At 44.4% G+C, this 19,471-nt stretch carries 9 protein-coding genes; 7 read left to right on the top strand and 2 right to left on the bottom strand.

Annotated elements, in window-relative coordinates:
* The first annotated feature begins 106 nt into the window (after window positions 1-106).
* A complete protein-coding gene (locus M3085_RS12950) occupies window positions 107-3,706 on the top strand; it encodes a glycoside hydrolase family 2 TIM barrel-domain containing protein (protein WP_249053216.1) in 3,600 nt (1,199 codons plus the stop codon).
* 175 nt (window positions 3,707-3,881) lie between these two features.
* On the opposite strand, the gene M3085_RS12945 is transcribed toward M3085_RS12950, so the two are convergent.
* Window positions 3,882-8,081: an acyl-CoA dehydratase activase gene (locus tag M3085_RS12945; RefSeq protein ID WP_249053215.1), complete on the bottom strand. Its 4,200-nt coding sequence runs from the start codon at window positions 8,079-8,081 to the stop codon at window positions 3,882-3,884.
* Between the two features lie 193 nt (window positions 8,082-8,274).
* A complete protein-coding gene (locus M3085_RS12940; protein WP_249053214.1) occupies window positions 8,275-8,424 on the bottom strand; it encodes a hypothetical protein in 150 nt (49 codons plus the stop codon).
* 246 nt (window positions 8,425-8,670) lie between these two features.
* Here M3085_RS12940 and M3085_RS12935 point away from each other — a divergent pair, with 246 nt between their 5' ends.
* The 6 genes from M3085_RS12935 (at window position 8,671) to M3085_RS12910 (ending at window position 19,329) form a co-directional block, all read left to right on the top strand.
* Window positions 8,671-11,820 (top strand): SusC/RagA family TonB-linked outer membrane protein, encoded by a 3,150-nt coding sequence (locus M3085_RS12935; RefSeq protein WP_410554743.1) that lies wholly within the window; start codon window positions 8,671-8,673, stop codon window positions 11,818-11,820.
* A gap of 21 nt (window positions 11,821-11,841) precedes the next feature.
* Window positions 11,842-13,803, top strand: coding sequence for a SusD/RagB family nutrient-binding outer membrane lipoprotein (locus M3085_RS12930; RefSeq protein ID WP_204501347.1), 1,962 nt, complete (start codon window positions 11,842-11,844; stop codon window positions 13,801-13,803).
* Between the two features lie 139 nt (window positions 13,804-13,942).
* Entirely contained in the window at window positions 13,943-14,452 is a 510-nt protein-coding gene (locus tag M3085_RS12925; protein WP_249053213.1) for a hypothetical protein, read from the top strand.
* 210 nt (window positions 14,453-14,662) lie between these two features.
* Entirely contained in the window at window positions 14,663-16,012 is a 1,350-nt protein-coding gene (locus tag M3085_RS12920; RefSeq protein WP_249053212.1) for an alpha-L-fucosidase, read from the top strand.
* Window positions 16,013-16,064: 52 nt separating this feature from the next.
* On the top strand, window positions 16,065-18,074 hold the full coding sequence (locus M3085_RS12915) for a sugar-binding protein (protein WP_410554748.1): 2,010 nt from the start codon (window positions 16,065-16,067) through the stop codon (window positions 18,072-18,074).
* 16 nt (window positions 18,075-18,090) lie between these two features.
* Window positions 18,091-19,329, top strand: coding sequence for a PNGase F N-terminal domain-containing protein (locus tag M3085_RS12910; RefSeq protein WP_191709933.1), 1,239 nt, complete (start codon window positions 18,091-18,093; stop codon window positions 19,327-19,329).
* Window positions 19,330-19,471: the final 142 nt, after the last annotated feature.

Below are 19,471 nucleotides of genomic sequence, written 5' to 3'. Positions count from 1 at the left end.
CATGCGGATAAGTATCACGGTTCTATTCGGAAGGCTTACCGGTTTATCGGGTAGAATTTTCATACCTCATTATAAGACTTTTATCAACTTTAAAAATGAAATAAACATGACACGTAATTTGAAGTTTTTTTTGATAACGTTGTTGATTGGTAGTTTACAAGGTATCTATGCCCAAGTGAGCTTTTCAAAAGACGAACTTTATCATATTTCTCCGAAACAGTATCCTGAAAAAGTCCTTACTATGGAGAGCGGGAAGGCACTGCCTGCTTTGGCTGCAGTGCATGGCCACGACAAATGGCAGCAGTGGAGTGTTACAGAACTTTCGGGAAGTTTCCGTTTCATCAATCTTTTTGAGAACAAGGCGTTGTATGCTCGTGTTGACAATGTGTTGGGTGTAACGGATAACAACGGTTCGGATGAATCGCAACTATGGACGGTAAAACAAAAAGGGGATGCCGTTCTGATTATTCCCACCAATACGCCGGAATTGATGCTTGTGTGTAACCCGCAGGGAGCATTGACGCTGTTGCCTAAAAAGCAGGCAGAAAATATGCCCGAAGCGTTGTTTTTCATCAAGGCAAGTGGCATGAAGTTGCCGGCGGGGATGCGTGATAATCTGGCAAACCGTCCCAAAGTATATTGGGAAGACGAAACCCGCTTCGAAGAAAATAAAGAGAAGGGACACGCTACGTATTTGCCCTATCCTGACGAGCAGGCCATGCTGACCGATACCGCTTTTTATCGTACGCCGTGGGTAGAAAGTCGCAGCAAGAATTATTGTTTGCTCAATGGCGACTGGTATTTCCATTTTGTTCCGGAACCTTCGCAGCGTCCGCTTGACTTTTATAAAGAAGATTACGATGTTTCGGCTTGGGAAACGATTCCTGTTCCTTCAAACTGGGAAATGCAGGGATACGACCGTCCCATTTACGCCAATGTGGAATATCCTCACGCCAATGTTCCTCCCTATATCGAGGCTCGTCCGGGATTCAATGACGGGGGAAAGAATTACGGCATTAATCCGGTAGGTTCGTATGTCCGCTTCTTCGATTTGCCGCAGGGATGGAAGAATAAACGTACTTTCATTCATTTCGGTGGCATTTATAGCGCAGCTTTGGTATACCTGAACGGCAGGTACGTAGGCTATTCTCAAGGTTCGAACAATGTGGCGGAATTTGATTTGACTCCCTATCTGAAGGAAGGGCGAAACCGGTTGGCGGTGCAGGTGTTCCGCTGGAGCGACGGCTCTTATCTGGAATGTCAGGACATGTTTCGCATGAGCGGTATCTTCCGCGATGTGTATCTTTATAATACCCCGATGGTAGCCGTGCGCGACCATTATATAACCTCGCAGTTAGACAGGCTGGCGGATTACCGCAAGGGAACCATGCAGGTACGTCTGTCTTTGGATAACCGTGACGGCAGTCAGGGGAAAAAGCAGTTGCAGGTACGCCTGTTCAGTCCGCAAGGTGAGTTAGTGGCAGAAAAAGAAACCGTGGTAAACTACACCCGGCAAGACACGTTGTGTAATGTCTGTTTGGATTTCCCGTTAGACAATTTGGCATTGTGGACTGCCGAGACCCCGAATCTTTATACGGTCCGTGTGGTACAGCGCGAGGGTGGTAAAGACGAAATGGCATTCTCTACCAAGTACGGTTTCCGCGATATTGAGATTCGGGGTGCGTTGGTTTATATCAACGGTCAGCGTGTATTCTTTAAAGGCGTAAACCGCCACGATACTCATCCGCTGTACGGACGCGCTGTAACCACCGAGTCGATGCTGAAAGACGTGTTACTGATGAAGCAGAACAATATCAATACCATCCGTACCTCCCATTATCCGAATGCGGCAAAGATGTATGCGATGTTTGATTACTACGGGCTTTATACGATGGATGAGGCCGATTTGGAGGACCATGCCAATCAGTCCATCAGCGATATGCCTTCATGGATTCCTGCGTTTGTCGACCGCATCGACCGCATGGTGTTAAGAGACCGTAACCATCCGAGCGTTATTTTCTGGAGTTTGGGGAATGAGGCAGGCGGCGGAAGTAACTTTCAGGCATGTTACGATGCAGCGAAGCTATTGGATAACCGTCCTGTCCATTACGAAGGAACACGCGACGGAAAGGCGTTTGGAGGGAATCGTTTCAGCGATTTGTATTCTAAAATGTATCCGGGGATGAAGTGGATGGATGAACACGTCAACTCATTCGATAAACCCATGTTTATATGCGAATACGCACACGCTATGGGAAATGCCATCGGAAACCTGAAAGAATATTGGGAAAGCATCGAGTCAAGTACCTCGACTATCGGAGGAGCGATTTGGGACTGGGTGGATCAGGCAATCTATGAACCCCATGAAATAAAGCAGGGAATTTACCGTCTGCATACCGGATATGATTTCCCCGGCCCGCATCAAGGCAATTTCTGTTCCAACGGCATTATTCCGGCTACGCGGGAAGAATCTCCTAAGCTGAAGGAGGTAAAGGCTGTGTATCAGTATGTACATTTCGGAGATTGCGAGGTAGATGATAAAGGGAAGGCGGTAAATCTGTGTTTGTATAATACGTATGATTTCTTGTCGTTGAACCGTTTCTATCTGCGTTGGAATGCCGTACTGGATGGCATCTCGTTGCCAGCCGATAGCATACAGCTTACCGATGTGCTCCCCGATGATTCTTTGCGCTTGACTTTGCCTTTGCAGGGTGTCAGTCTGCCTAAGGTCCTGAAGAAGGGACAGGAATTGTTGCTGAATGTAGAGGTTTGTTTGAAGGATACTACCCCGTGGGCATCCGCCGGACATGAGGTTGCGCGGCATCAGTATTTACTGTCGGAACGTGCTCCTTTGGCGGTTCAGAAGAGTAAGAAAGGTAAATCTGTTTATAACGTAGAGCAGACAGACCAACAGGTGCTTATAGAAAGCAAGGGACTGAAAGCGGTATTTGCGCGCACTACGGGACGGTTAACCGAATTGGTTATAAACGGTGTTTCGTTTATCAGCTCCAATGAAGGTTTTGTATATGATAACCACCGATGGATTGAAAACGATAAGTTCACTCAGGTTGCCAACGGGTTGGAGGCGACAGGCACATGCGAAGTATCCGAAACCGAAGGCAGGATAACGGTTACTACGCTTCGCAAAGGTTCGCTGTGTACAACGGAATTGACTTATACGTTCTTGCCGGACAATGCGATGGAACTGGAAGCGCATTTCTTGCCGCAAACCGACCAACTGCGCCGTTGTGGTTTAGTGTGCGGCGTTAACCCGACATTGAACCGGGTAGATTATTATGCGTATGGTCCGTGGGAAAACTATGTAGACCGTAAAGACGGCTGCCGGATCGGACGCTACTCTACTACAGTGGAACAGATGGATGGGGCTTATGTGAAGCCGCAATCTATGGGAAACAGGGAAGGTCTGCGCGAGCTGAAACTCACCAATGCATCGGGGAAAGGTATATGTATCCGTACGGAAGGAAATGTTTCTTTCTCTGCTTTGCGTTATACGGATGAAGATTTGATGAATACCAATCATACATGGGAACTGAAACCGCGTCCTTATACGGTACTTCATTTAGATGCTGCCGTAAGAGGGGTAGGTAATGCCAGCTGTGGACGCGATGTAGATACGCTTCCCAAATATCAGATTCCTCAGAAACCTTTGTCCTATAAACTGGTATTCAGTTCGTGTGGATTTTAAGAGCCTGTTCTATTTGGCTTTGTCTCGAAGTTGAGTTCAAAAAGAGGCGGATGAATTTACCTCATAATTAGAACTGGCTCTAAGCGCATTGCATTTTTTTCTCTCCGCAATCAGTCTATGTTGGGATATTGTATCGTCCTGCGATGACTGATTGCGGAGTTTTATTAAGAACTGTTTACTTCAAATTGTTGATAAACAACAGCAGGCGGTTGGTTATGTTTACTTCACTCACACCGCTGTCGAAATCCAATGACAGTATTTGCAAGTCGGGACATAACGTTCTTACACGGTTTTCGATGCCTTTCGATACGATGTGGTTGGCTATACATCCGAAAGGTTGCAGGCTGATTACGTGTTTTACTCCCTGATGTGACAGTGAAAGCATTTCTGCCGGGAGTACCCATCCTTCGCCGAACTGAGCGGTCAGCGATACGACTTTAGAGGCTTCTTTTGCTTCATCAAACACATCGTTAAACGGCGTGAAGTAGGGATATGAACTGCCTGCTTGGTTGAATTTTTCCATGCGTGCCCATACCCGCTTGTACAGCCAGCGTACGAAAGAGTTCGGAATGGTTCGTTTGCTTAGTTTGCTGTCTTGGTTTACGATTTGGTTAACGAAGCCTTGAAGAAAGAATTCGGTAAGCAGGGGAGGTACCACTTCTATCTGTCTGTTTACTAACCATTCGCTGAGGCTCTTTTGGGCAAACGGGTTAAATTTCAGGAAAATCTCTCCTACGATTCCCACTTTAGGCACATCGCGCTTTTCTGTAATCTGGGCAAAACTTTTGGATGCCATGCTCAGATAAGGAAGCAAGTCATCGGTAGCGTTCCGTTCTATCAGACTTTGTGCAACGTTCAGGTACATGTCTTTCAGTCGTATTGCGCTGCCTTTTTCCTTTTCACGAGCTGCCGCTGCGTAGTATAGTTTGGCGATGCAGTCGCTGTATAACAGCGTATTTAATACAGCAGGAAGCATCTTCAGCCAGTTCATCCGGAAGCCGGGCTGGTTATTTTTCAGGTTGCTGCCGAATGTGAGCGAGATGACAGGCACATCCCCGAATCCCGATTCCGTCAGTGCTCGTTTTATCAGCGACAGATAGTTCGATGCGCGACATTGTCCGCCGGTCTGCACCATAGCGACGGCGGTTTGTTTCGGGTCGTATCTGCCATGCTTAAACGCTTTCACGATGTCGCCCACTATCAGCGTGGCAGGATAACACACCTCGTTGTTGGCATATTGCAATCCGCAGTCACACGATACGGCATCACTCATCGGCAGGTTTTCAGCCTTGTAACCGGCCAATTTCATCAGCGAGGGAATCAGAGGAGAAATAAACGGTGTGAAAAACGGAGCCAAAATCGTGCGCTTCCGGTCTGCTACTTTGAAAGTGGGCGAAGCGATGAAAGGCTGTACGTCGGCGGATTCCCGGTTTTCTGCTGCCTTCAGTTTCAGGCTTTCGATGGCAGAGCGCACGCGCAGCTTGAGCGAACCGATGTTGTCGATGTCGTCTAATTTCAACAGGGTCAGTGTTTTGCCGTACCGTTTCATCAGATGGCGGGTTTCATCGGTAAGGAAAGCATCGGGGCCGCATCCGAAAGAAGTCATTTGCATACATTGGATATCGTTGTCTTGCATGGCTGCCCATTTCACGGCTTTCAGTATCCGGTTTATGTAAGCCCATTGCGGAAGAATGTACGTGTCGTTTGTTTCGATGTCTGTGTGGCGTACTATATCGTCTGTAAGTATATTGACACCCATGCTTGCCGCCATGTCCGACAGTTTGTGCTGTATCAGCGGGTCGGTGTGGTAGGGGCGGCCTGCCAGCAGGATGGCAAGGCGGTGTTTTTTGCGGCTGTCCTCCAATATCTGTCTGTTGTAGGCTGTCATGTCGTTGCCGAAATCCTCTTGCGCGGTTACGGCTTTCCGGAATGCCTGTTTGCAGGTAGAGGTGTCTACGCCGAACTGTTTCAAGTAGGCTTCACACTGTTTAAACAGCAAGTGTTTGTCTTTAAATGTAATGGCGGGCGAATCGATGGCGACGCTGCCGTTCTGTACGCTTTTTACCACCTCTGCATATCCCGTAACGATGGGGCAGTTGTAGCTGTTCTGTCCGCCGTCCATGTGTTCGAATACTACGGCAGGCATGAATATCCGTTCCACTTTCCGGCTTATCAGGTCTTGGATGTGGCTGTGTACCAACTTGGCGGGGAAACAGATGTTGTCCGACATTACCAGACCGGCTTTAGCTTCGTATCCGGCGTATGTAGAGGGCGCTGAGAGTATAACCCGGATGTTGCAGTAGCTGAACAGCGCGTGCCAGAACGGATATTCTTCGTACATGTTCAGACAGCGCGGAATGCCGATTGTGGCACGCGGAGTTTCTATTTCACACGAGCGGTCGAACAGCAATTCCAGTTTGCGGGCGTAGGCATTGATGCCCTGCTGAGTTTCTCCTTTGTTGGTAAACACTTTCTCACAGCGGTTGCCCGAATGGTAACGGTTTCCGTTTGCAAAGGTGTAGGTGGTGATGAAGCATTGGTTTTCGCAGCCGTGGCATTGCCGCTGTCGGGTGGTGTACGAGGCGCGTCCTAACAATTCTGTCAGGGTGGTCGGTTCCGATTGGTGCCGGCGGGCATGGAGCGCACACCCGATGGCACCCATCAGTTCCGGTCGACTGCTGCGCGATACTTCTCTTCCTGTCAGCTTTTCAAAGGCGCGTACCACCGAGTCGTTTTTCATCGTTCCTCCTTGCACTACGATGTTCTGTCCCAACTCGTCGGTGTTTTTCAGACGCAATACTTTGTACAGGCAGTTTTTTACTACCGAATACGAAAGGCCTGTTGCGATGTCGGATACCGTGGCTCCCTCACGCATCGCCTGCTTGACTTTCGAGTTCATAAACACCGTACAGCGTGTTCCCAAATCGTACGGATGGACACCGCAGCAGGCTTCCGCACCGAATTCCTGTGCCGAATAGCCTAATGAGCGGGCAAAAGTTTCGAGGAAAGAGCCGCAACCCGATGAGCAGGCTTCGTTGATTTCTATCCGGTTGATAACGCCGCCGGACACGAACATGGCTTTCATGTCTTGCCCGCCGATGTCAAGGATAAACGATACGTCTTTGTTCAGGTGGCGTGCAGCCTCGTAGTGAGCGATGGTTTCTACGATGCCTTCGTTCAGGTGGAAAGCGGCCTTTATCAGGTCTTCGCCGTAGCCTGTCACGCTGCTGCCCGTAATGCGGAGGTCTGTAGCCGATCGCCGGCAGGCTTCCTCTAATTCCTCCAGTCCTTTTTCTACGGCGGCTATCGGGTTTCCGTTATTGTTGGCATAGTAAGTGTATACCGGTTCATCGTGAGGAGTCATTGCCACTATTTTGGTGGTGGTCGAGCCCGAATCGATGCCCAATGTTACTGTCTCCGTACCGCCGCCGAGGGATTTGCAGATGAAATCGTGTCGGTTGATGCGTGCCTTCCATTTTTCGTAGTCTTTGTCATCAGAAAAGAGGGGTGTTAAGCCACCTGCCGGTTGCTTGTCTGAGAGAATGCCGGAGCGTAAGGTCTGTATCACATCGGATAGGCGAGTGGTGTTTTCATATTCTGTTGTCAGCGCCGTGCCCCATGCCGGAATCAGGTGACTGTTTTCGGGCAGGACGATGTCTGTTTCGTTCAGGTGGAGATAATCGGCAAAAGCTTTCCGCAGGGCAGGCAAAAAGGTGAGCGGCCCTCCGCAGAACAGTACGGGCGGACGGATTTCACATCCGTGTGCCAGCGTAACGACCACTTGTACCGCCACGGCATGAAAGATGGATGCCGAAATGTCGGCACGGTTTACGTTCTTGGCTATCAGGTTTTGTACGTCTGTTTTGCTGAACACGCCGCAGCGTGAAGCGATGGGATATATACGTTCTGCTTTCAAGGCAAGTTCGTTCATCTGTTCTACGGAAAAGCCCAACAGCAGCGCCATCTGGTCGATAAAAGCCCCCGTTCCGCCGGCGCAGTTTCCGTTCATGCGCAAATCAGTAGCCGTACCGTTGCGGAAAAACACCACTTTGGCATCCTCGCCGCCGATGTCGATCATCGTGGTGCAGGCATCGGAGTACTGTTTTACGTACTGTGTGGCTGCCACTACCTCTTGCACGAAAGGCAATCCGCACTTTTCGGCAATTCCCATCCCTACCGATCCGGTAAGCCGGACGCAGACAAGCGCATCGCCTGTTTTTTGCTGTATTTCAGACAACAAAGCCGATAGGCTTTCTCTTATTTTGGCATGGTGACGTCTGTATACCGAAAACATTATTTTTCCGTTTGCCGACAGCACCACGGCTTTTATGGTTGTAGAACCAATATCCAATCCTATTTTATAAACGGTATCCATATCACTTCTTGTTTATATATAATAAATGTATATAATGGAAATCAACGGTTGAGCAAATGTAGTAAAAGAGTTGGTTTATTAAATTTTCATGACGGCTGATTTATGAGCTAATGACAATAAAAAGCGACATTCCGGCTATAATAAGAAGCTGTTCTGAAGCTCTCAGACACGTATTTTTCGCCCCTAAAAAACGCTATGGGTAGCGTTCATCATCCCATGCGGAAGCGTTGACCATTTCTACCCATAGGACAGACCATCCTTTCGGGTAGAATTTTTGCCTGTTTTCAAGGGCAGGAATCGGGGCACGGAAAGCAGGCAGGATTTCTTCATTTTGTTCATTCAAAATTCATTCCATTTGTTAATAATACTTAACGAGTATAATATTTCTTACAGCGTGATTGATAAAGATTTTAAAATATAACTACCTTTGTTTTAAAAAAATAGTTAGATATATGAAAGTTAGCCTAAAAAATAAGATATGAAAAAGACATTTCCCCTCAAAAAGTTTGAAAAGCATTGATTTTTATTCGTTTTATCAAAAAACATAGAAGATAAGTTTAATTTATTATAATCACTAAATGTTAAATTTATGAGAATTGGTAGGTTTTCACAAATGTTTTTGTTGCTGATGGCTACGGGAGGAGTTGTATGGGCTGCTCCTGAAAAATCAGCGGATGTGTCTGTTTTACAGCAGGCGGCTACAATTACCGCTCAGGGTACGATTGTCGATGCTACAGGCGAACCTTTGATTGGTGTAAGTGTTGTCGAAGTGGGTACTACAAACGGTACGATTACCGACATCGACGGTAAGTTTTCGTTGAAAGTGGCGGCAGGCGCAACGCTCGAAATCTCTTATATCGGTTATAAAAACCAACAGTTGACGGCTGCGGAAGATTTAGGCACTATCCAGATGTCGGAAGACACGGAAGTGCTTGAAGAAGTGGTGGTAACGGCTTTGGGTATCAAGCGTGAAAAGAAGGCTTTGGGTTACGCCATGCAGGAAGTAAAAGGTGAATCGCTGGTTGCTGCTCGTGAAACGAACTTGGCAAATGCGCTGTCCGGTAAAATTTCAGGTGTACAGGTGATCCGTTCAAGTAACGGTCCCGGCGGTTCTTCTAAAATCCAGTTGCGTGGTGCTAACTCGGTAACCGGTTTGAACCAGCCGTTGATTGTAGTCGATGGTGTTCCGATGGATAACTTTACGGGTTCTGATAACGCCGACTTCTATAACCCTTCGTTGGATATGGGTAACGGTCTTTCGGATATCAACCCCGAAGATATCGAGTCAATGTCTGTATTGAAAGGTGCTTCGGCTGCTGCTCTTTACGGTTCACGTGCAGGTAACGGTGTTATCTTGATTACTACGAAGAAAGGTACGAAGCGTGAAGGTTTGGGATTGACTATTACGGCTTCCGTTTCTGCTGAAAGTATTTTCATGAGACCTGATTTGCAGAGTTCATTTGGTCAAGGAGAAAGTGGATTATATAATGGTGAAAGTAATTTGAGCTGGGGTCCTGAAATGGGTACTGAATATACTTTCAATGGGCAAAAGCGTATTATGCAGTATTATGATAATATAGATTCATATTTTAATACTGGTACAAACTTTACGGAAAGTGTTTCATTCCAGCAACAATTTGATAAAACAGCTGTTTACGCATCGGCTACCCGTATGGATGACGCCAGTAAGATACCGGGTGCTGAGTTAGATCGTACAAACTTTACGTTGCGTGCTTCTTCTACATTCGGTAAAGATGATCGCTGGAGTATCGATGCTAAAATCCAGTATATTAAAACGGGTGCAGAGAACCGTCCCTTGATTGGTAATAACGATTCGAACTCATTCTTGACAATTTATAAATTGCCTGCATCTTTGGATATACGCGATTATAGCAATCCGCTTACAGATGCTGGAACTATGTATTGGTGGTCTCCTTCCGGATTGAACCCGTATTGGTTGGAAAAATACAGTCTGAATGCAGATACACGTAATCGCTTCTTGCTGAATGCGGCTGTGAAATATAAAATAACCGATTGGTTGGATGTGGAAATACGTGGAGGTAGTGATATGTATTTTACAGAAGCTACAGAGAAAGTTTATGCGGGAGCAAGTACGAAAAATAATGGAAATAGTTCGTATACTTTAGATGAACAGCGTTTCTATGAAAATAACTTTAGTTTTTTGTTCACTGCCCGGAAAGATAATATCATTGATAAGGTAGGTGTGAATGCTACTTTCGGTGGTAACTTGATGGAAAGAAAGTCTTCAGGGTTGAAAAATCATGCGTCTAAACTGACTGTCCCCAACTTATTTACTATTAATAACAGTAGTAATGCAGACCGTTCTGTTACCGAAACTTATAATCATAAAAAGATTAACTCACTGTATGGAACGGTTGGTTTCAACTATGATGGATGGGTATTTTTGGATGCTACATTCCGTAATGACTGGTCTTCTGCTTTGTCAAAAGAAAATCGTTCGTTCTTCTATCCTTCTGTATCTCTTTCATGGGTATTCAGTGATATGATGAGTCGTTTTAACAAACCTTTGCCGGAATGGATTACTTATGCTAAGGCACGCGCTTCATTTGCTCAGGTGGGTAATGACATGGATGCCTATCAGTTGTATGATTCTTATTCAATTGGATCTGACCCATTTGGTAATACTACAGCAAAACCGGGTGATACGAAATACGATTCGACTGTTCGTAGTGAGTTGATTACTTCTTGGGAAGCTGGTTTGGAAATGAAATTTTTCAATAACCGTTTGGGATTTGACTTTGCTTGGTATAAATCAAATGCAAAACGTCAGTTGATGAAGATTCCAATGAATGAAATGTCTGGTTACAAAAATAAGATAATTAATGCCGGAAATATTCAGAATACGGGTGTGGAATTGATGATTTACGCGCGTCCGGTAGAAACGGCTACATTCAGTTGGGACACGCAAATCAACTTCTCAAAGAACAACAATAAGATTTTGGATTTAGGTCCGGGTATTCCTAAATATGAATTAGGTGGTGCTGAAGAGTTGAAAGTATATGCTGTTACAGGAGGTAATTATGGTGAAATTTGGGGAACTAAGTTTGCGCGTGTAGAGGATGAGAATAGTCCGTATTATGGTAAATTGATTTTGAATGATGCCGGTCTTCCTACTACCGATGGTCAACCCTATAAAATTGGAGATCAACAGGCTGATTGTATGTTAGGATGGAACAATACCTTTAGTTACAAGAACTTTGCATTCAGTTTCCAAATCGATGGACGTATAGGTGGTGATGTTTATTCATATACAAACTATATGTTGCAGGTTAATGGTCGTGCTGATGTGACGGCTCCGGGTGGTAAGCGTGAAGAGTTTGTTGTTGACGGTGTAATTCCTGATGGTAATGGTGGTTATAAAGTAAATACAACAGCCGTTACTCAAGAAGCATATTGGAGAACTGGTATCGGTACGGGTAATCAAGGTATTGCGGAAGCAAATATTTATGATGGAACCAACTTCCGTTTGCGTAATGTGGCTTTGAATTATACTTTTCCACGTGAAATGTTAAAGAAAACTTGTTTCCAACAAGTAAAATTGGGCTTGTCTGTAAATAATGTATGGATGATTTATAGTGATATGAATGGTATCGATCCGGAATCTGTGATGGTAGCAAATACCAATGCTACAGGTTTTGAATTCGGTGCGTCTCCTACATCACGTACTTATTTGTTTAATGTAACCCTTGGTTTCTAATGATCTAAATGTAAGAATAGGATGAAAACGATAAATAAAATTTTTATAGGTTTAGGGTTGATCGGAATGAGTGGTTTGTACTCTTGTTCTGATTTTGACGAAGTAAATTCCGACCCGTCAAAAGCTCCGTTGGAATGGACATTACCTGAATATTTTCTGAATAGTGCTATCGGTAAAATTCAGATGGATCCGAGTACAGGTGAGCGTGTTTATTATTTAAATTGGGGAGATGCAGCTCGCGCTTTTGGGGAGGCTGGACTATTGTGTGTAGGATTATATGATGATGCTTACATGTCTAACTTCTATTACCCCTGTTTGGCAAGTACGATAACTTATGCAACCACTGCTATTACTGAAGCTGAAAAGCGGGCAGAAACAGATGCTTTTTATAATAATATTGTACAGTTCGGACGTATTTGGCGTGCAATGGTCATTGCTCAATTTGCTGACTCTTTTGGACCTTATCCGTTGAACTCGGCACAAGCTGAAAATCCTGTATTCAATTCGGAAAAGGAAACTTATGCTTTTATTTTAAGTGAACTGAAAGATGCAGCTGATAAAATTGATACATCAGTTAGTCCAACAGAAACCCAAGCAAATTGTGACCCTGCTTATAAATATGTGGGTACAAAATGGCAGAAATTAGCAAATTCTTTGCGTATGCGTTATGCCATGCGTCTGACTAATACGGATATGGTAGCCGATGCGCAGAAAGAATTTGAGGACGCTTGTAAGGATGGAAATTACATAAAGAGTCAGGATGACATGTTATGGTTTACATCAAACAACGGATGGGATGATTATACCAGCCCTTATACTCGTACTTGGAATTTACAGGCTTTGTCTTCTACTATGGATAATTTAATGACTAATTTGGGTGGCGTATCTGTCTCTGAACAACGTTCTGATTTAGCAAAATATACCCATCCCAATACTTATTTGGGCATTAAGTATGACCAACATTTTGTGGGAAATACCGATGATCCGATGAAACAATATTGGTTGGATGGTATTCCTGAAAATTTGGATCCGCGTGCTTTAAAAATGTTTTGGTTAGTGAATGATACGATAGCAGATAATATGATTGATCCTTCCAGTAAAGGTACTTCTATAAATGCTGCGGGCGGTGAATTATTAGATGAAGAAGGTAATTCTATGATTAAGATTTCAGGTTCTTATACATGGAATGGAGTTCCTAGCGGAGCATCTTCAAGTTGGTCATCAATGCTTGCGAAAAATAGACTTATTACTACTGCAAGTGGTATTCGCTCTTGCTATCCGTTATGGGGTAGAGATTATTGTACTGGAGGGGAAACAGGCTTGGGACGTGTAGTTTTCTATGGTGCATGGGAATCTTATTTCTTGCTTGCTGAAGCTGCTTTACGGGGTTGGAATACAGCAGGTATTTCTGATGAGCAGGCTTATGAAGATGGTGTTCGTGCTAGTTTTGAATATTTTGGTGTAAGCGAGTATGTGAACGAGTATCTGAATTCAGAGGAATATAACCGAGTAGGTACTTCTGTAAAATATTCTCATACTGTTGAGCCTTCTTCATTTGAGGCTACTTATATTGATGGATATACAAATCAACAAAAAACTGTCCAGTATCAATATCCTGTCGCATCAAAAACATTATATGGTAAGGCTTTAAATGATAAACTGACAAAGATTATCACCCAAAAATATTTGGCACAAATGCCTTATTTAGTGCAGGAAGCGTGGTCTGATCATCGTCGTTTGGGTTTGCCTTTCTTTGATATGACGGCAAATGAAAGTGTTATGACTGGTTCAGACATGTCGGATTGGAGACCGAACTCTTGGGAATCTGGTCAGAATTGGAAATACTATCCGCAGCGTATGCGTTATCCGGAGACTTTGAGAACTTCTGATGAAGTTGAATATAACCATGCTTTGGAGTTGTTAGGTGGTACTAATACCACGATGGTTCCGCTTTGGTGGTCATTGGGTTATCAGCAGAAATAATTTTGTATAAACTAATCCCCTTGTTTTGCCTTGTATTGTACTTATCAAGGTTTAAAACAAGGGGATTGTTCTTTTTTTACTTGTGGCATAGGTCTAGCTGTCTTAAAACTTCTTTTGTTAATCCTATAATGAAAAATCTATGAAACGTTTACATGTCTTTTTATTCTTGTTTGCACTTTTAGGTCTTGCGGCTTGTGACGATGATGATAGTTATTCTGAAGAATCTCCGATTTCAAGAGATTTAGCTTACGAAATGGTGAAAATGAAATTATTTACTTATGGTAAACCCTTTAATGAGATAGACATTTATGCTACTAAAGATATACTTCCGGCAAATACACCGGTAATAATAAGTAAAGAAGAGACAATGTCATCGGATCGTAATTCATGGCTATTCTTTATAGATGAAATACCGCTTATCGCAAACTGGGGACATCCCTGTAAGTATATTTTTGTGGATGCTTTCGGAAATGTGACCGTTCATGAAAAAACGATGCCTCCATCTGCTCCTTCTTGGGAAGAGATGGATCATTTAAATTGGGCAGATATATGGGATGAGTGGGGTGGAATATATTATACAGGATATTCCCGCTGTTCATTCGAGGGCTATCCGTTCATAATTTATTGTAGCCACAAGAGGAACTATTGAGAATAATTTCTTCGGCTTTGGAATAATTATTTATCTATAAAATTTCGGGAAAAAATACAATAATAGCGCAAGATATATACATTAACGTCATACAGAACAAGTTCCAGTGTATTAAAGATATAGAATTTAATTATACTTTCCCGCATCTTGTTGTCAAATTCTTTAAATAGTATTATATTTGTAATTATAATCATAAAAATTTTTATTAACATGACAAGGAAACAGGTTATAACCTTATTTGCCGCTTTTTGTTATGCGCTTTCTCCGGTTGTGGGGCAGGCGCAGGAAAAAACGCAACAGGAGGTTGAGAAAGAAAAAAAAATGGAGTGGTTTGCAAAAGCCAAGTTGGGTATTTTCATCCATTGGGGAATTTATTCGGTAAAGGGAGTCTCTGAAAGTTGGTCTTTCTTTAATAAATATCTGCCATACGATGAATACATGAGCCAAAAAGACGGGTTTACCGCTTCGAAATACGACCCGAAAGCATGGGTGGACTTGATAAAAGAGAGCGGGGCGCGCTATACGGTTATCACAACCAAACATCATGACGGAATGGCTTTGTGGGACACGAAAGCGGGTGCATTGAGTACGGTGAAGTGTACGCCTGTCAAGCGAGATTTGATTGCTCCCTTTGCGAAAGAGGTTCGCAAACAGGGACTGAAATTGGGCTTCTACTATTCATTGCTCGACTGGTCGCATCCCGATTATCCGAATATGACGCGCACGGAGGTTCGCTATAAGAATGATTCGGTACGGTGGCAACGCTTCGTCGACTTCAATATGGCGCAGCTAACGGAATTGAACAAAACTTGGAAACCGGATTTGTATTGGTTTGATGGCGACTGGGAACAAACAGCCGAGGCATGGAACGCCAAAGGAATCGTAGATTTGTTGCGCTCGGATAACAAAAATGTGGTTATCAACTCGCGTATTCAGGGATATGGTGATTATGCCACACCCGAACAGGGAGTACCCATTGTTCGCCCGGAAGACAAATACTGGGAGCTGTGTATGACGATGAACGACTCATGGGGCTATCAACATACCGATACCAACTATAAATCGCCATATATCTTGTTGCGCACGTTTGTAGATTGCCTTAGCATGGGAGGAAACTTGCTGCTCGACATTGGTCCGAAAGAAGACGGAACCATTCCTGAAGAGCAAATCAATATATTGAAAGAGTTCGGACGCTGGACAAAGAAACACAAAGAAGCTATTTACGACACTCGTGCCGGTATCCCCACGGAACATTTTCAAGGTTACACCACACTGAACGAAGCGGGAGATATTTTGTATCTCTACTTGCCGTATAAACCTAACGGCCCGATTGAAGTTAAAGGATTGATGAACAAGGTAAACCGTGTTTGGGTAGTGGGTAACGGTGCAATGTTGTCATATAAAGTATATAACAAGAATTACTGGAACGAGGTGCCCGGAAACCTTTACATCGACGTGCCCGAACAGGTACTCGACCCGCAGATAACGGTGGTAGCCGTATTGCTGGACGGACCGGTAAAATTATATCGCGGAGCAGGACAGGTAATAGAAAGTAATTAATATCAGATACATTATGAAGAAGCAATTAGTATGTAGTTTGTTTGCGTTGGCAATGGGCGGACAGATGCTGGCGCAGAATTTGTACACAAAGTATGAGCGTACGCTGACTCCTCCAGAGGGCTATGTATGCTATCGCACGAACGGAAAGATAAAGGTAGACGGCAAACTGAATGAAACGGATTGGCAGAAAGCACAGTCTACTTCCTCGTTTGTTGACATCAGTGGTGAGGGATTTGCCAAACCGTGTTATGATACTTCTGCTAAAATGTTGTGGGATGACGATTATCTCTACGTAGGAGCAACCTTGCAGGAAGATGACATAAAGGCAAAATTGAGCCAGCGCGATACGATTATTTATTACGACAATGACTTTGAAGTGTTTCTTGACCCGGACTGCGACGGACAGAACTACTTTGAGATTGAAACCAACGCTAAAGGTGTGATATTCGACCTGATGCTTGACAAACCTTACCGTGCGGGCGGCAACTTCATGATTCAATGGGATTGTCCGGGACTCCAACTGGCTGTACAGCGTGACGGTACTTTGAACAACTCGAAAGATAAAGATAAACAGTGGACGGTGGAAATGGCTATTCCCCGCAAAGCATTGGCTGTGAATTTTGCCAATCCGATAGAGGCAGGGAAATACTGGCGCATCAACTTCTCACGTGTGCAGTGGCTGAAACCCGGACAGCGTGAAGAAAACTGGGTATGGATGCCTACCGGAAAGATAGATATGCACATGCCCGACAGATGGGGATTCTTATACCTTTCAGACAAAGTGGTAGGACAGGGAACAGAAACCTTTAAGTATCCTTATAACATGGCTGCGTATAAACTGCTTTGGGCGATGTATTATGCACAGTTGGATAACTATGCGAAAGAGAAAAATTATCTGCGTGCAAAAGAGAACTTCTTCCTTACAGATGCTGAGCTGAAAGATCTTCCGGCAGGGGCAGAAATCACGGTAGAGGCTACCGGTCATACGTTCCGCATGTCGGTTAGTGTTCCCGAAGAGAAAGTACGTTACGTGGTTGACAATACCGGAAGGTTCAGTCGCGAAACCATTGCTCCCCGCCAAGTAAAGAACTGGGTATGGATGCGCATCAACAAAGAAAAAGGAGATGAATATTACAAAAAATATTTCGCACTGCTGAAAGAATGTGGTATCAGCGGAGTAATGTTCGAAGGCTACGATGAAAATACGTACAAGATGTGTAAGGAAGCCGGTCTGGAAGCACACTACTGGAAGTGGACGATGAACCGCCACGAGGTACTGAAAACACATCCTGACTGGTTTGCCGTAAACCGTAAAGGTGAATCGGGCTATGATAAACCTGCATACGTGGATTACTATCGTTTCCTTTGTCCGAACCATGAAGGCGTTGCCGAATATTTGGCTGCCGATTATTTGAAAGAGGCCAATTTGCCTTACGTAGACGGTGTGCATCTTGATTACGTGCGTTTCCCGGATGTAGTATTGCCTGTCAGCTTATGGAAAAATTACGGTATCGAACAAACGTCCGAATTGCCTGAATACGATTACTGTTATTGTGACGTATGCCGTCAGAAGTTTAAAGAACAGACCGGAAAAGACCCGATGGAATTGAAGTACCCGATGGAGAACCAGTCGTGGATAAACTTCCGTCTGGATGCGATAACCCGTGTAGTAAACAAGATTACGCAGACCTTGAAGTCGGAAGGCAAGCGCGTTTCGGCTGCCGTATTCCCCGGACCGTCTATGGCACGCAAGATGGTGCGCCAAGATTGGGGACAGTGGTCGCTCGATGCTTACTTCCCGATGATTTATAACGGTTTCTATTACGAAGGTCCGGAATGGATTGGACGTTCGGTGAAAGAGAGTGTAGAAACCATTAATGGAAGAGCCAAGATTTATGCCGGATTAATGTTCCCGGATATCAAAAACACGTTTGAACAAGCATTGGATGAGGCTTTCAATAACGGAGCTTCGGGTGTATCGTTCTTCGATGGTCCGGACGAAGAATACTTGCATAAATTTAAGGCATATCTGGAAAAGAGAGGTTTTGAAGTGGTTAAATAAAGACGATTAAGATAATATGAGAATAGCAAGTATATGTTTGTCTCTGCTCATGGCTTTGAGCGCATGGGGAGCAGGACACAAAGAATTGCCGGCAAAAGGAGACTTGACATTAACCGTGTTCGATAAGGAAAATGTCCGTTTCGTTCCGGATGTATATGGCGGTTATGCTGCTGCAGAAGCCGATGGAGTTATCCATTTGGTAAACGGACGTATTATTTTAAAGAAAATACAAGTTCCCGATTATCAGCGCGACGTAACAGTGAGTCTGAAAGTAACGGTAGCGTCGAACGGCGATCGTTGGGATAAGTCGGGTTCTTGTTTCGTACTGCCGAAAGAGTCTGCCATTAATTTGCTGAATATTGCTCAGGGAAAAGAAAAGTTTCCTGCCATCGACAGTTTGAAGCTGGAAAACATGATTGGTATCGTTCCGGGAAAGAACTACCTGCCTACCATTGAACTGATGCGCTTCATGACTCCTTTCGGGGTAGGACATTACAGTGAAGACGATGATTCACTCTCCAGCAAGCGCCGTCCGGTGTACATTCCTAAATGGGAGAAATGCGTACAATGGCAGCAAGACATCACGGATTTGTATTCAACCTTGAAAGGGGAGGCTTACGTAGGTATCTTTATTGATACGTGGACACCCGAAGGATACATAGCAAGCATGGAACTGAAATTCAAAGAAACTCCGGTGGCTTGTGAAAAATTGGTTCGTCGCCACGTAGAACCGTTAATGAACACCGTATATTACGTGGGGCAGTCTTACCCCGACATCTTCTCACGCAAGGCGGTTTCTACCGAATTTACACTGCCTGAAGGAGCTAAGAATGTACGTTTGAAATACATCGTTACCGGTCATGGAGGACATTCGGGAGGCGACGAGTTTGTACCGAACCGCAACATCCTTTCAGTAGATGGGAAAGAAGTGTATAACTTCACGCCGTGGAGAGACGACTGTGCGTCGTTCCGCCGCTTTAATCCGGCTACGGGAGTATGGTTAATCAAACGCTTGGCGGCTTATATCGGTGAGAAGGGATATGAGACAAAAGAAGTAGAAGAACCATTGGCTTCGTCCGACTTGTCTCGCTCTAACTGGTGTCCGGGTTCGGATGTTGTCCCCGAAGAAATTCCTTTAACAGGTTTGCAAGCCGGTAAACATACTTTCACGGTAGATATTCCGGAGGCACAACCGGTAAGTAATGATGAGCTGAACCATTGGTTGGTTTCTGCATATTTGGTATGGGAAGAATAAATCGGATTTGCCAATAAATCCTCTTTGAAAAGAATCCCCCTTATTTGCTTTATTGAACTGGGTAAAGTTTTCGTAAGGCAAATAGGGGGATTCTTTTTTTCTGATATAAGAGCCTGTTTAAATTTTCCAATAAGTTGTTTTT

The organism is Bacteroides caecicola, assembly GCF_023337095.1.
Lineage (GTDB): Bacteria > Bacteroidota > Bacteroidia > Bacteroidales > Bacteroidaceae > Phocaeicola > Phocaeicola gallinarum.
Note: the sequence above shows the minus strand (reverse complement) of the source record. Positions and strands in the feature narration are given on the sequence as shown.

Bases quoted from the DNA above. Each gene is read 5' to 3' on its own strand.
- M3085_RS12950 (WP_249053216.1), top strand. From the start codon at position 107: ATGACACGTAATTTGAAGTTTTTTTTGATAACGTTGTTGATTGGTAGT.
- M3085_RS12945 (WP_249053215.1), bottom strand. From the start codon at position 8,081: ATGGATACCGTTTATAAAATAGGATTGGATATTGGTTCTACAACCATA.
- M3085_RS12935 (WP_410554743.1), top strand. From the start codon at position 8,671: ATGAGAATTGGTAGGTTTTCACAAATGTTTTTGTTGCTGATGGCTACG.
- M3085_RS12930 (WP_204501347.1), top strand. From the start codon at position 11,842: ATGAAAACGATAAATAAAATTTTTATAGGTTTAGGGTTGATCGGAATG.
- M3085_RS12925 (WP_249053213.1), top strand. From the start codon at position 13,943: ATGAAACGTTTACATGTCTTTTTATTCTTGTTTGCACTTTTAGGTCTT.
- M3085_RS12920 (WP_249053212.1), top strand. From the start codon at position 14,663: ATGACAAGGAAACAGGTTATAACCTTATTTGCCGCTTTTTGTTATGCG.
- M3085_RS12915 (WP_410554748.1), top strand. From the start codon at position 16,065: ATGGGCGGACAGATGCTGGCGCAGAATTTGTACACAAAGTATGAGCGT.
- M3085_RS12910 (WP_191709933.1), top strand. From the start codon at position 18,091: ATGAGAATAGCAAGTATATGTTTGTCTCTGCTCATGGCTTTGAGCGCA.